14 protein-coding genes and 1 riboswitch are annotated in these 12224 nt (G+C 76.0%); of the genes, 9 read left to right on the top strand and 5 right to left on the bottom strand.

The genetic code is table 11. The features are described 5' to 3' along the window. Positions 1-62 precede the first annotated feature (62 nt). Complete coding sequence (locus tag BM414_RS09650; RefSeq protein ID WP_093579217.1) at positions 63-287, bottom strand: hypothetical protein; 225 nt, start codon at positions 285-287, stop codon at positions 63-65. A gap of 174 nt (positions 288-461) precedes the next feature. Continuing rightward, positions 462-605: riboswitch (cyclic di-AMP (ydaO/yuaA leader) on the top strand. Positions 606-616: 11 nt separating this feature from the next. Between BM414_RS09650 and BM414_RS09645 the strand changes: the two genes are divergently transcribed. Next, positions 617-1771 (top strand): C40 family peptidase, encoded by a 1155-nt coding sequence (locus tag BM414_RS09645; protein WP_245784606.1) that lies wholly within the window; start codon positions 617-619, stop codon positions 1769-1771. A gap of 94 nt (positions 1772-1865) precedes the next feature. Here the strand turns inward: BM414_RS09645 and BM414_RS09640 are convergent, their stop codons facing one another. Continuing rightward, positions 1866-2399: a hypothetical protein gene (locus tag BM414_RS09640; RefSeq protein WP_093579216.1), complete on the bottom strand. Its 534-nt coding sequence runs from the start codon at positions 2397-2399 to the stop codon at positions 1866-1868. A 103-nt stretch (positions 2400-2502) separates the two neighbouring features. On the opposite strand from BM414_RS09640, the gene BM414_RS09635 reads away from it, so the two are divergent. Together BM414_RS09635 and BM414_RS09630 are read left to right on the top strand one after the other, a co-directional pair. Next, on the top strand, positions 2503-2820 hold the full coding sequence (locus BM414_RS09635) for a DUF3817 domain-containing protein (protein WP_093579215.1): 318 nt from the start codon (positions 2503-2505) through the stop codon (positions 2818-2820). Between the two features lie 15 nt (positions 2821-2835). Next, a complete protein-coding gene (locus tag BM414_RS09630) occupies positions 2836-4176 on the top strand; it encodes a serine hydrolase domain-containing protein (protein ID WP_093579214.1) in 1341 nt (446 codons plus the stop codon). Between the two features lie 52 nt (positions 4177-4228). Here BM414_RS09630 and BM414_RS09625 read toward each other — a convergent pair whose 3' ends face one another. Next, on the bottom strand, positions 4229-4747 hold the full coding sequence (locus BM414_RS09625) for a hypothetical protein (RefSeq protein WP_093579213.1): 519 nt from the start codon (positions 4745-4747) through the stop codon (positions 4229-4231). 70 nt (positions 4748-4817) lie between these two features. Between BM414_RS09625 and BM414_RS09620 the strand changes: the two genes are divergently transcribed. Continuing rightward, the gene (locus BM414_RS09620) at positions 4818-5072 is read left to right on the top strand and encodes a DUF3253 domain-containing protein (RefSeq protein WP_217644636.1); all 255 of its coding nucleotides are present in this window, start codon (positions 4818-4820) and stop codon (positions 5070-5072) included. 40 nt (positions 5073-5112) lie between these two features. On the opposite strand, the gene BM414_RS09615 is transcribed toward BM414_RS09620, so the two are convergent. Then, positions 5113-5613 carry an Lrp/AsnC family transcriptional regulator gene (locus BM414_RS09615; RefSeq protein WP_093579211.1) on the bottom strand — a complete coding sequence of 167 codons (501 nt, stop codon included), beginning with the start codon at positions 5611-5613 and terminating at the stop codon, positions 5113-5115. A gap of 217 nt (positions 5614-5830) precedes the next feature. On the opposite strand from BM414_RS09615, the gene pdhA reads away from it, so the two are divergent. The 3 genes from pdhA to BM414_RS31335 all read left to right on the top strand — a co-directional run bounded on the left by pdhA (position 5831) and on the right by BM414_RS31335 (position 9546). Beyond that, positions 5831-7000 carry a pyruvate dehydrogenase (acetyl-transferring) E1 component subunit alpha gene (gene pdhA / locus BM414_RS09610; RefSeq protein ID WP_245784605.1) on the top strand — a complete coding sequence of 390 codons (1170 nt, stop codon included), beginning with the start codon at positions 5831-5833 and terminating at the stop codon, positions 6998-7000. 79 nt (positions 7001-7079) lie between these two features. Then, complete coding sequence (locus BM414_RS09605) at positions 7080-8060, top strand: alpha-ketoacid dehydrogenase subunit beta (RefSeq protein ID WP_093579210.1); 981 nt, start codon at positions 7080-7082, stop codon at positions 8058-8060. A 1-nt stretch (position 8061) separates the two neighbouring features. After that, positions 8062-9546, top strand: coding sequence for a dihydrolipoamide acetyltransferase family protein (locus BM414_RS31335; RefSeq protein ID WP_093579209.1), 1485 nt, complete (start codon positions 8062-8064; stop codon positions 9544-9546). 59 nt (positions 9547-9605) lie between these two features. On the opposite strand, the gene BM414_RS09595 is transcribed toward BM414_RS31335, so the two are convergent. Then, positions 9606-10169: a hypothetical protein gene (locus tag BM414_RS09595; protein WP_093579208.1), complete on the bottom strand. Its 564-nt coding sequence runs from the start codon at positions 10167-10169 to the stop codon at positions 9606-9608. Positions 10170-10365: 196 nt separating this feature from the next. Between BM414_RS09595 and BM414_RS09590 the strand changes: the two genes are divergently transcribed. Both BM414_RS09590 and BM414_RS09585 read left to right on the top strand, forming a co-directional pair. After that, on the top strand, positions 10366-11553 hold the full coding sequence (locus tag BM414_RS09590; protein WP_093579207.1) for a sensor histidine kinase: 1188 nt from the start codon (positions 10366-10368) through the stop codon (positions 11551-11553). A gap of 14 nt (positions 11554-11567) precedes the next feature. Next, positions 11568-12221 carry a response regulator gene (locus BM414_RS09585; protein WP_245784604.1) on the top strand — a complete coding sequence of 218 codons (654 nt, stop codon included), beginning with the start codon at positions 11568-11570 and terminating at the stop codon, positions 12219-12221. Positions 12222-12224 lie beyond the last annotated feature (3 nt).

Genomic DNA, 12224 nt, shown 5'->3' with positions numbered 1-12224 from the left:
GTCCACCCCCTCAGCCCACCAGCCCGGGCGGCGGCGCGCCCGTCGGGAGGGCTCGGACGACGTCAGTCGTCGGTGCTGGCGTCGTCGGTCGTCGGTGCGTCGTTGCCGGGGTTGGGGCCGGTTTCCTCGCAGCTGGCGTCAGCGTCGTTGTTCGCGTTCTGGCCGCTGGAGTCGCAGTTGGTCGGGCCGCGCGAGAAGTCGGTGTTGTCGCCGCAGGCGACCAGCGAGCCGAACATCGCGAGCACGACCAGCGGGCGGGCCAGGCGCATCCGGGTGGAGGAGGACATGCCGTCATCGGTACACGTCCCCGGGGCCTGCCAAACCGGCGGGGGGCGGCCGGACCCTCCCGGGTCACCGGTAGTGACCGACGAAATCACGACGAGGTGATTGTCACGCACGGGTCACGCCCCTTACGCTGTGTGTGTCCAACGGGGCGCTCCGTCACCAGCCTGGGTGACACCCCGTGGACGCCGTCGAGCCGGTCCTCCCCCGTGGAGGCCGGGCCGGGGACCCACCTGAGCACTGGGGTGTAGCGCGTTCGTGCGCGCCGGGCGACTCCACGCCCGAACCCGTCAGCTAACCCGGTAGGCGGCATGGGAGAAGGAGAGACAGCCGCGTGGCGTCCCTGCGCACGTCCGTCCCCGGCATGCCCGCGACCAGCCGGTCGCGCGGCCGCCGCGCCGCCCTCGTCCTCGTCGGCGCCCTCGGCGTCGGGCTCGCCGCCGCTCCGGCGCCCGCGCTGGCGGAGGACCCGGCGACGTCCGCGCAGGCTGCGGAGCTCGTCGCGGCCCGGGGACACGAGCTCGAGGTCGTCACCGAGCAGTTCAACGAGGCGCGCGAGGGCCTGCGCGCGCAGCAGGCGGCCGCCGACGCCGCCGCCGCGCAGCTGGCCGCCGCCCAGGTCGCCGTGGACACCGCGCGCAGCCAGGTCGTCGGCATCGCCCGCTCCGCCTACACCGGCGAGAGCACGGGCTCGCTGCAGGCGCTGATGACCAGCGGGACCGCCGAGGAGTTCGTCAACCGCGTGACGCTGCTGCAGACCGTCGCCGGCTACCAGGGCGAGCTGCTCGGCCAGGCCGTCACCGCCACCGAGGCGGCCACCACGGCCCAGGCCACCGCCACCGAGGCTGCCGCCGAGGCGCAGCGCCAGTACGACGCCGTCGCCGCCCAGCAGGCCCAGCTCGAGTCGCAGATCGCCGACTACCAGGGCGACTTCGCCCGGCTGAGGTCCGAGGAGCGCCGCGCCGCCCTCGAGGCCGCGGCTGCCGCGCACGCCGCCGAGGAGACCCGCGCCAGCCGCGACGAGGAGCGCGAGGACACCGCGTCGGCGGGGTCGACGTCCGGGTCGCCGTCGGCAGGGTCGACGTCCGGGTCGTCGTCGGCCGCCGAGGCGCCCGCCGCCGCGGCCGCGCCGGCCAGCGGGGTCGCCGGGACCGTCGTCGCCACCGCCATGGCCCAGCGCGGCAAGCCCTACGTGTGGGCGGCCGGCGGCCCCGGCTCCTTCGACTGCTCGGGCCTGACCCAGTACGCCTTCCGCGCCGCCGGGATCAGCCTCCCGCACTCCAGCAGGATGCAGTCCCAGATGGGCACCGCGGTCTCCCGCGCCAACCTGCAGCCCGGTGACCTGGTGTTCTTCTACAGCCCGGTCAGCCACGTGGGCATCTACATCGGCAACGGCCAGATGGTGCACGCGCCGACCTCGGGCGACGTCGTCAAGGTCGGGACCATCGACTCGATGGGCGGCTACGCCGGCGCCCGCCGCATCGGCTGAAGGACCCCGTCCCCCTCGTCCCTCGCAGGCTCGGGATGAGCCTCCGGACGGGGCCGGGCGGAGCCCCGGCACCCACTCGGGTGCCGGGGCTCCGTCACGTCCGGACGCTCTGCAGCAGGCCCCAGACGAAGGCCGCGGTCGCGCCCGAGGGCAGCCGCACCTCCCAGCGGGTGATCACCTGGGGGTCGACCTCCACCGCACCGGGGAGGCCGCTGACGTCGGCCACCACGTGCTCCCACACCCGCAGCCGCCCGTCGGCCGCCGGCGGGACCGGGGAGCCGGCGGCCCGCACCAGGTGCTCGTGCAGCACGCTGCCGCCGGGGCCGGACAGCACCTCCCAGCGCAGGTGCGGCCACAGCGGCAGCGGCCAGCGGCGGACCTCGAGGTCGAGGTCACCGAACCGGCGGTCCTCGGTCTCCGGGGCCGGCCCCAGGACGGCGGTGCGCAGCGCCAGGCCGCGTGGCGCCCGTGGCGCGTGGTGCAGCGCCTGCCAGCGGGTGTGCGCCGCGTGCGCCTCCGCGCGGGTGGCCCCGAGTCGCGGCAGGGCGGCGGCGACGAGGTCGGGCCGCAGGTCGGCCATCCGGCGCAGCAGGACCAGGCAGAACTCCCGCCGCGCCAGACCCCGCACCCGCCCGACCCTGCCACCCAGGTCACACCGGCAGGCGGGACACCCGGACCCGCCGCCGCGTTGAGACGACGAGACCCGCCCCGACGCAGGAGACCCCGCACCGATGAACCCCCGCACCGTCGCCCTGGCCTTCCGCACCGTCGCCGTCGCCGAGGCCCTGTCCTGGGTCGGCCTCCTGGCCGGGATGTACGTCAAGTACGTGCCGGAGACCTCCGAGCTGGGCGTGCAGGTGTTCGGGCCGATCCACGGCGCGGTGTTCGTCGCCTACGTGGCGGTGTCGCTCGTGACCGCCCGGGTGCTCGGCTGGTCGCGGGGGACGACGCTGCTCGCGCTGGCGGCCTCGATCCCGCCGCTGGCCACCGTGGTGTTCGAGCGCTGGGCCGGGCGCACCGGGCGGCTGGGGGTCCCCGCCCGGACCTGACCTACCGTTCCGGGCATGCCCGAGCCCGTGCTGCCCTCGACCGCCCGCACCCTGCTGGCCCGCACGGCGCGGGTGCAGCGCGACGGCCGGGCGCCGAGCCTGGTCGCCGGCGTGGTCCGGGACGGCGGGCTGGCCTGGTCGGCCGGGCGGGGCGACGTCGCCGAGCCGCACACCGACGTCCAGTACCGGCTGGGGTCGATCAGCAAGACCGTCACCGCCGTCGCGGTCATGCGGCTGCGCGACGAGGGCCGGCTCGCCCTGGACGACCCGCTGGACCGCCACGTGCCCGGGACGCCGTTCGGGGACCGCTCGGTCGGGCAGCTGCTCTCGCACCTGGCCGGCGCGGCCGCGGAGAGTCCGGGCGGCTGGTGGGAGCGGGTGCCCGGCGGGTCGCTCGCCGACCTGGGGCTGACCGGCGAGCACGCCGTGCTGGGGGAGGCCCGGCGCTTCCACTACTCGAACCTCGGCTTCGGCCTGCTCGGCGAGCTCGTGGCGCGGCTGTGCGGGCGGGCGTGGGACGACGTCGTCGCCGACGAGGTGCTCGCGCCGCTCGGCATGACCCGGACGACGCCGCGCCCGTCCGGCCGGGCCGCGCAGGGGTACGCCGTCCACCCGTGGGCCGACGTCGTCCTGGCCGAGCCCGAGCACCACGCCGGCGTGATGGCCGCGGCCGGGCAGCTGTGGGCGACGCTCACCGACCTCGCCCGCTTCGCCGCCTTCCTGCTCGGCGACACCGGCGACGTGCTGTCCCCGGCGACGCTGGAGGAGATGGCCGTGCCGGCCGGCGTCGACCCCTCCTCACCGGCCTGGGCGGCGTACGGGCTGGGCCTGCAGGTGCTGCGGGTCGACGGCCGCACGCTCACCGGCCACGGCGGCTCGATGCCCGGCTTCCTCGCCGGGGTGTTCGTCGACCGCGAGGAGGGCACCGGCGGTGTCTCCCTGGCCAACACCACCAGCGGCCTCGACGCCCTGGTCCCCGGACTGCTCGCCGACCTGCGCGCCGCCGAGCCGCGGGTGGTCGAGCCGTGGCGGCCGGCGGAGCCGTCGGTGCCGCTGGACCAGCTCGGTACCTGGTACTGGGGCCCGGCGCCGTACGTGCTGCGCGCGGTGGCCGGCGGTCTGCTGCAGCTCGGGCCGCTGCCCGGCCGGTCGGGGCGGGCCAGCCGCTTCCGCCCGCTCGCGGACGGCACGTGGGTGGGCCTGGACGGCTACCACGCCGGGGAGCCGCTGCGGATCGCCCCGGACCACCTGGACCTGGGCACGTTCGTCTTCACCCGCGAGCCCTACGACCCCGCGGCCCCCGTGCCCGGCGACGTCGACCCCCGCGGCTGGACCCTCCCGATCGACGAGGCATAGGAAGCTCTCCGCACGTCTCGGCCGCCGAGACGTGCGGAGAGCTTCCTATGCCTCAGGGCCTGTCGAAGGCGTCCATCGTGGTCTTGAGGACGGCGCCGTAGGCCAGGTGCGGCACGACGTCGCTGATCCAGTCGGTGGCCGACCACGTCCGCGGATCGGTGATCCCGAGCGCCGTCATCGGGCCGTTGGAGGCCACCAGGACACCGAGCGTGGTGAGCAGCGTCCCCACCAGCGGCTGCGACCTGAACCCCGACGCCCGCGCCAGCCCGGTGAGCACGCCGACGCCGATGCCCGCGACCAGGCCGGTCATCGGCCCGAGCCCCTCGATCCGGTTCTGCCGCTTCTCCTCGTCGCCGGGGATGGGCAGGTGCGCCTTCTGCGCGAGGGCCTCCACCGTCTGCTCCGGCGTCGAGCTGGAGCCGCGCCCGCGGACGGTCATGTCGAGGTAGGTGACGGCGTTGAGGGCCGTCGTCCCGGCTGCCCCCGCCGCGGCGCCCCGCACCGCCCAGCCCAGCGTGCTGATGCCCCGCTTGCCCTTGCCGATCGTCCCGACCGGGGTGCGCTTCGCCATGCCTCCGGCGGTACCCGTCGCGCTCACCAGGACAAACGGGCGCACCCTGAGGTCGGTGCATCCTGGGGGCGTGGACGACGCCGGCCCCGCCCTCGAGCGCGCGATCGACGCGCTGCTCGACGCCCGCGCCCCCGGCGCCACCATCTGCCCGTCCGAGGCGGCCCGCGCCGTCGACCCGGAGGGCTGGCGCGACCTCATGCCGCAGGCCCGCGCGGCGGCCGGGCGGCTGGCGCAGCGGGGCGAGGTCGAGGTGACCCAGCGCGGCGCGGTGGTCGACGTCGCCACCGCCCGCGGCCCCGTGCGGGTCCGGCGCGCCGGGCGCTGACCGGCCGGGGACACGGCGGGCAGCCGGGTCGCGGGCGTCGCTACCCCGTGGCGGGCGTGTCCGCTCCCGCGGCGCGCTCCAGCAGCGGCGCGACCCGGTGGTCGACGTAGCGGCGCAGCGCCAGCGCGGTGTCGGTGCGCTCCACGCCGCGGACGGCGAGCACCTGCTCGGTGAGCCGCCACAGGTCGTCGGCATCGACGGCGACCACCCGCACGAGCAGGTCGGCTGCGCCGGACAGCGCGGTCACCTCGAGCACCTCGGGCAGCGCGGCCAGGGCGGACGCGACCTCCTCGAGGCTGCGCTGCACGACCTGCACGGTCATGTAGGCGCCGAGCCGGTAGCCGAGGGCCTCCGGTCTCACCCGCGCCTCGAAGGGGGCGAGCAGCCCGCCGGACTCCAGCCGGGCCAGCCGCGACTGCACGGTGTTGCGGGCCAGCCCGAGCCGCTGGGACAGGGCCATCACCGTGGCGCGGGGGTCCTCGGTGAGGGCCTGGACCAGGCGCGCGTCGGTGGCGTCCAGACGGTCCGGACCGGGCGGCATGTGCTCAGTCTGGCACGTTCGGACGTCCTACCAGTTGTCATCCTGCGCAGTCCGTCGTGGCGACCTTGCGCAATCCGTCCGGGGGGTGATGTGCTCCGGAACGAGCCGGCCGTGCCACGATGTGTGAGTGGCGCCACACCCCGGCGCCCACAGACGTCCAGCACCGCAGCCGGCCGGCGACCCCGGCAGCCGCGGCCGACGGCGAGGAGAGAGCGCAGTGCGCGAGCTCGTGAGCGAACCGGACAGCCCGGCCCTGCCGAGCGTCACGACGGAGGCGGTGGACCCCGTACCGGGAGCGGGTGCGCCGCACCTGCCGCAGCAACCGGACCTGGTGCAGCTGCTCAGCCCCGAGGGCGAGCGGCTCGAGCACCCCGACTACTCCATCGACGTCTCCGCCGAGGAGCTGCGCGGCCTCTACCGCGACCTCGTGCTGGTCCGCCGCTGGGACGTCGAGGCCACCGCCCTGCAGCGCCAGGGCGAGCTCGGCATCTGGGCCTCCCTGCTGGGCCAGGAGGCCGCCCAGATCGGCGCCGGCCGGGCGATGGCCGACGGCGACACCGCCTTCCCCACCTACCGCGAGCACGGCGTGGCCTGGACCCGCGGCGTCGACCCGCTGCACGTCATCAGCCTGTTCCGCGGCGTGGACAACGGCGGCTGGGACCCGGTGGCCACCGGCTTCAACCTCTACACCGTCGTGATCGGCGCGCAGACGCTGCACGCCACCGGCTACGCCATGGGCCTGCAGCGCGACGGCGCCGAGAGCGCGGCGCTGGCCTTCCTCGGCGACGGCGCGACCAGCCAGGGCGAGGTCAACGAGGCGATGATCTGGGCGGCCAGTTTCTCCGCCCCGGTCGTGTTCTTCTGCCAGAACAACCAGTACGCGATCAGCGTGCCGTTGGAGCGGCAGTCCCGGGTGCCGCTGTACCAGCGCGCGGCCGGGTTCGGCTTCCCCGGTGTGCGGGTCGACGGCAACGACGTCCTGGCCGTCCTCGCCGTGACGCGCGCGGCACTGGCCGCCGCCCGCGAGGGCCAGGGGCCGACGTTCATCGAGGCCTTCACCTACCGGATGGGCGCGCACACCACCTCCGACGACCCCACCCGCTACCGCCTGGCCAGCGAGCTCGAGGAGTGGAAGCTGCGCGACCCCATCGCCCGGGTCAAGGCGTACCTGTCGCGGACCGGTGTGGCCGACGCCGCCTTCTTCGACGCCGTCGAGGCCGAGGGTGACGAGCTGGCCAAGCGGATCCGGTCCGGCACGGTCGACATGGCCGATCCACCGGGCACGGCGATGTTCGACCGGGTGTACGCGGAGCAGACGCCGCACCTGGCCGCGCAGCAGGCGGAGTTCGAGGCGTACCAGGCGTCGTTCGAGGGGGCCGGGCACTGATGGACGCGAGGACGACGCCCGAGCGGGCATCGCAGGGAGCGCCGGCGACCGAGGAGCGGAACGAGGGCGGGGTCGAGTCATGAGCACCGAGACGCTCACCATCGGCAAGGCCCTCAACCTGGGCCTGCGCCGGGCCATGGAGGACGACGCCAAGGTCGTGCTCATGGGCGAGGACATCGGCCGTCTCGGCGGGGTCTTCCGGATCACCGACGGCCTGCAGAAGGACTTCGGCGAGGACCGCGTCGTCGACACCCCGCTGGCCGAGGCCGGCATCCTCGGCACCGCCGTCGGTCTGGCCATGCGCGGCTACCGGCCGGTCTGTGAGATCCAGTTCGACGGCTTCGTCTTCCCGGCCTACAACCAGATCGTCACGCAGGTCGCCAAGATCCACGCCCGCTCCCGCGGCCGCCTGCCGATGCCGATCGTCATCCGGATCCCCTTCGGCGGCGGCATCGGCGCCGTCGAGCACCACAGCGAGAGCCCCGAGGCGTACTTCGCGCACACCCCGGGCCTGAAGGTGGTCGCCGTCAGCAACCCGGTCGACGCCTACTGGGGCATCCAGCAGGCCATCGCCCACCCCGACCCGATCGTCTTCCTCGAGCCCAAGCGGCGGTACTGGGAGAAGGCCGAGGTCGACACCGACGCGACGCCCGGCCCGCTGTTCGCCTCGCGGGTGCTGCGCGGCGGCGACGACGTCACGCTGCTCGCCTACGGCCCGATGGTGAAGACGGCGCTGCAGGCCGCCGAGGCCGCGGCCGAGGAGGGCCGCTCGATCGAGGTCGTCGACCTGCGGACGCTCTCGCCGCTGGACCTCGACCCGGTGTTCGACTCCGTCCGCCGAACGGGGCGGTGCGTCGTCGTCCACGAGGCGGCGGTGACCCTCGGCCTCGGCGCGGAGATCGCCGCCCGGGTCACCGAGACCTGCTTCCACTCGCTGGAGGCGCCGGTGCTGCGCGTGGGCGGCTACGACACCCCGTACCCGCCGTCGAAGCTCGAGGAGGAGTACCTCCCCGACCTCGACCGCGTGCTCGACGCCGTCGACCGCTCGATGGGCTTCTGAGATGGGGGAGCTGCGCCAGTTCAAGCTCCCCGACGTCGGGGAGGGCCTGACCGACGGCGAGATCCTGCAGTGGCTCGTGGCCGTCGGCGACACCGTCACGGTCAACCAGCCGCTGTGCGAGGTGGAGACCGCCAAAGCCGCGGTCGAGCTGCCCTCGCCCTACGCCGGCACGGTCACCGAGCTGCTGCACGAGGCGGGCACGACCGTCGACGTCGGCACGCCGATCATCACCATCGACGTGGGCGGCGACGCGCCCGCGCCGGCGTCGTCCGGGGACGGTGCCGAGCCGGCCGCCGGGCTGATCGGCGGTGCGGCGCCCGGCGGGCGGACGGCGGTGCTGGTGGGCTACGGGCCGCGTACCACCGAGGCCCGCCGGCGCCCGCGCCGGACGGCGTCCGAGGCGGCCCCGAGTGCCCCGGCGGCCGCGGCGGTCCCGGGGGCGGACTACGGGTCGGGGGGTGCCGAGCGGCCGCCGCTGCTGGCCACCGCCCCCGACGCCACGGTCAAGCCGATGCGCCACGGTGGACTCGAGGTCGGCCGGCAGGCCGAGGCGCACGCCCGCACCGAGGCGGCCGCCCCGTCCCGGCCGGTCTCGCCGGGCCGCGGCTCGGCGCGCCCGCTGGCCAAGCCGCCGGTGCGCAAGCTCGCCCGCGACCTGGGCGTGGACCTCACCGCGCTCACCGGCAGCGGCGCCGGCGGGGTCATCACCCGCGAGGACGTGACCGCCGCGGCGTCGGCACCGGCCGTCGCCCCGGCGGCTCCCGCTCCCGCCGCGGTCGCCGCCACCGGCGGTGAGCAGCGGATCCCGGTCAAGGGCGTCCGCAAGGCGACGGCGGCGGCGATGGTGGCCAGCGCGTTCACGGCGCCGCACGTCACGGAGTTCCTGACCGTCGACGTCACGCGGATGATGAAGCTGCGGTCGCGGGTCGCCGCCCGGCCCGAGTTCGCCGGGGTGAAGGTCAGCCCGCTGCTGTTCGTGGCGCGGGCGCTGCTGCTGGCCGCCCGCCGGCACCCGATGGTCAACAGCTCCTGGGACGAGGCGGCCCAGGAGATCGTCGTCCACGGGCAGGTCAACCTCGGGATCGCCGCGGCCACGCCGCGCGGGCTGGTCGTGCCCAACGTCAAGGACGCCGGCCGGCTCTCGCTGGCCGAGCTGGCCGGCGCGCTCACCGAGCTCACCGAGACGGCGCGGGCGGGACGGACGGCGCCGGCGGACATGGCCGGCGGCACGATCACGATCACCAACGTCGGCGTGTTCGGCGTCGACACCGGGACGCCGATCCTCAACCCCGGCGAGTCGGCGATCCTGGCCTTCGGCGCCGTCCGCGAGATGCCGTGGGTGCACAAGGGGCGGATCGCCGTCCGGCAGGTGACGCAGCTGGCGCTGTCGTTCGACCACCGGATCATCGACGGCGAGCTGGGCAGCAGGTTCCTCGCCGACGTCGGCGCGCTGCTGTCCGACCCCGGGCTCGCCCTCACGTTCTGAGTCCCGCGCACGGGTGGAGGGCCTGCCGACCGACGTCGGCAGGCCCTCCGTCCGGGGGCTCAGGCCCGCCGGTCGAGCTGCCCGCGCAGCAGCAGCCAGCCGAGGACGGCCAGGTACGCCCCCACCGGCACGCCGCCGCCCGACTGGGACAGGAACAGGAAGACCGGCGTCACCAGGGGCAGCAGCGCGACCAGCGGCCGGGACACCCGCCGCGAGCGCCACAGCGCGACCGCCAGGGCGAGCGAGCCGAGGAACCACAGCGCGTTGGCCACCAGCGCCACGGCGGGGAAGAAGGACAGGTCCTCGCCGTTGATCGCGCTGGACAGCATGCCGCCGCTGAGCAGCACGGTCCCGGCCGTGGCGACGCCCGCCGTCCACCGCGCGCCGGCCAGCGCGGCGAGCCGCAGGTAGAGCACCGGCAGCGCCCACAGCATCACGCTGGTGCCGACCAGGAGAGCCGCCGTCCGCGGCTCGATCGCCGGGTCGGTGTCCTGGGGGTGCAGGACCTGGGTGACGCCGACGGCGATCGAGATGCCCGCGGCGACGAGCGCGGCGGCGCCGGCCCGGGAATCGGACCGCTGTCGGGTCGGGGCAGTGGCAGGGGTGGGAAGCGTGGTCGTCACGAGAGCTCCTCGGGTCGGTGGGAGCGCCTGGTCAGGCGGTCGCCGAGAAAGCTAGGAACGGCCGGGGGCGGCCGGCATCGGTCTGCGGTCCACAGTCCGCGGCGGCGGGTCGCGACCGCGGTGTCGACCATGGTCGAACCCCGTGTCGCCCTCAGGTGGACGCGCTGCCGGGCCGGTGCCCCTTAGGTTCACCTCCGTGACGACGACCGCGGAGGCCGCCCGGCACCCCGCCGTCGCGGCCGCGTCGGTGCCCCGCTGGACCAGCGGGCTGGACCTCGCGGTCGCCGTCGGGCTCGCGGTGTGGGGGCTGGTCGAGGTCGTCCTCTCACCCGACCTGGCCCCGGTCCCGGGCACGCTGTTCGTGCTGGTCGCGACCCTCCCGCTGGCGCTGCGCCGCCGGTTCCCCGGATGGGTCACCGCCGTGGTCGCGGCCGCCCTCGTCGTGCACGCGGCGACCGCGGAGGCGGCGGCGACCTTCACGCCCTTCCCGAGCCTGCTGCTGGCCGCCTTCACCGTCGCGGTGCACGTGCGCTCCCTGCCGGCGGCCCTGGGCCTGGGCGCGCTGCCCGTGGCCGCCATGGGGGTGGCCGGGCAGCTGGGCTACTTCGGCGTCGAGGCCGCCCGGCCGCGTGCCCTCGTCCTCCTGTTCTTCTTCGTCGCCGGCGCCTGGACCGGCGGTCGCGTCGTCCACCACCGGGCGCTGGCGGCCCTGCGGGCCGAGGAGGGGTCGGCCGCCGCGGCGGACCGGGCCGTGGCCCAGGAGCGGGCCCGCATCGCCCGGGAGCTGCACGACGTCGTCGCGCACGCGGTGTCGGTGGTCGTGCTGCAGACCGGCGCGGCGGAGCAGTTCGTCGGCCGCGACCCCGACCGCGCGCGCGGCCACATCGGCATGGCGCGCCGCACTGCGACGGAGGCCATGGCGGAGATGCGCCACCTGCTCGACGTGCTGCGGGAGGGGGAGGCCGTCTACCTGCCGCAGCCGGGCATCGAGCGCCTGCCGGACCTGGTCGACGAGGCGCGGGGGGCCGGTCTGGACGTGACGCTCGCCGTGGACGTCGCCGAGTCCGTGCCGGACGGACCCTCCCTGGCGGTGTACCGGATCGTGCAGGAGTCCCTCACCAACGTCCTGCGGCACGCGCCGGGCGCCCGGACCACCGTGGCCGTCGGCCGCGCCGGAGGCGAGCTCACCGTGGAGGTCCGCGACCACGGCCGCCGCACCCATCCGGGGGGCACGCACCCGGCGCCGTCCGGCCTGAGCTCGGGGGGCTACGGCATCCCGGGGATGCGCGAGCGTGTCCGCGTGTACGGCGGGTCGCTGGCCGTGGGCCCGGAGCCCGACGGCGGCTGGCTGGTCCGAGCGGTCCTCCCGGTCGGGTCGTCGTGACGGCGGCGCGGCGCTTGCGGGTCGTCGTGGCCGACGACCACGCGCTGGTCCGCTCGGGCATCACCGGCCTGCTCGAGGCCGGCGACGTCGAGGTGGTCGGGGAGGCCGCCGACGGCGTGGAGGCGGTCGAGGTGGCACTGCGGCTGCGGCCCGACGTGGTGGTGATGGACGTCCGCATGCCGCGCCTGGACGGCATCGAGGCGACCCGCCGGCTGCGCCGGGAGCCGGGTGGCCCCCAGGTGCTGGTGCTCACCACCTTCGACCTCGACGAGTACGTGTTCCGGGCGCTGGAGGCGGGGGCCGCCGGGTTCCTGCTCAAGGACGCGCCGCCGGGCCGGCTGGTCGACGCGGTGCGCACCGTCGCCGACGGCGACGCGCTGCTCGCACCCGCGGTCACCCGGCGGCTCGTGGAGCGCCACCTCCGCGCGCCGGCGCCCGCCACCGGGCCGGATCCCGCCGCCGACCTCAGCCCGCGGGAGCGCGAGGTGTGGCTGCTCGTCGCGCAGGGGCTGTCCAACGCCGAGATCGCCGGCACGCTCGTGGTCACCGAGGCCACGGTCAAGGCGCACGTCACCCGCCTGCTGGCCAAGCTCGGCGTGCGGGACCGGGTGCAGGCGGTCGTGCGCGCCTACGAGACCGGCCTGGTGCGTCCCGGGCGAGCAGGATGACCG

The organism is Geodermatophilus amargosae, assembly GCF_900116515.1.
GTDB lineage: Bacteria > Actinomycetota > Actinomycetes > Mycobacteriales > Geodermatophilaceae > Geodermatophilus > Geodermatophilus amargosae.
The sequence above is the reverse complement of the archived record's forward strand: the minus strand, read 5'-3'. Positions and strand labels throughout refer to the sequence as shown.

Coding starts and splice junctions, on each gene's coding strand:
- BM414_RS09615 (WP_093579211.1), bottom strand. CDS start 5,613: ATGCCGCCCGGTCCGGACCGTCTGGACGCCACCGACGCGCGCCTGGTC.
- BM414_RS09630 (WP_093579214.1), top strand. CDS start 2,836: ATGCCCGAGCCCGTGCTGCCCTCGACCGCCCGCACCCTGCTGGCCCGC.
- BM414_RS09635 (WP_093579215.1), top strand. CDS start 2,503: ATGAACCCCCGCACCGTCGCCCTGGCCTTCCGCACCGTCGCCGTCGCC.
- BM414_RS09650 (WP_093579217.1), bottom strand. CDS start 287: ATGTCCTCCTCCACCCGGATGCGCCTGGCCCGCCCGCTGGTCGTGCTC.
- BM414_RS09625 (WP_093579213.1), bottom strand. CDS start 4,747: ATGGCGAAGCGCACCCCGGTCGGGACGATCGGCAAGGGCAAGCGGGGC.
- BM414_RS09605 (WP_093579210.1), top strand. CDS start 7,080: ATGAGCACCGAGACGCTCACCATCGGCAAGGCCCTCAACCTGGGCCTG.
- BM414_RS31335 (WP_093579209.1), top strand. CDS start 8,062: ATGGGGGAGCTGCGCCAGTTCAAGCTCCCCGACGTCGGGGAGGGCCTG.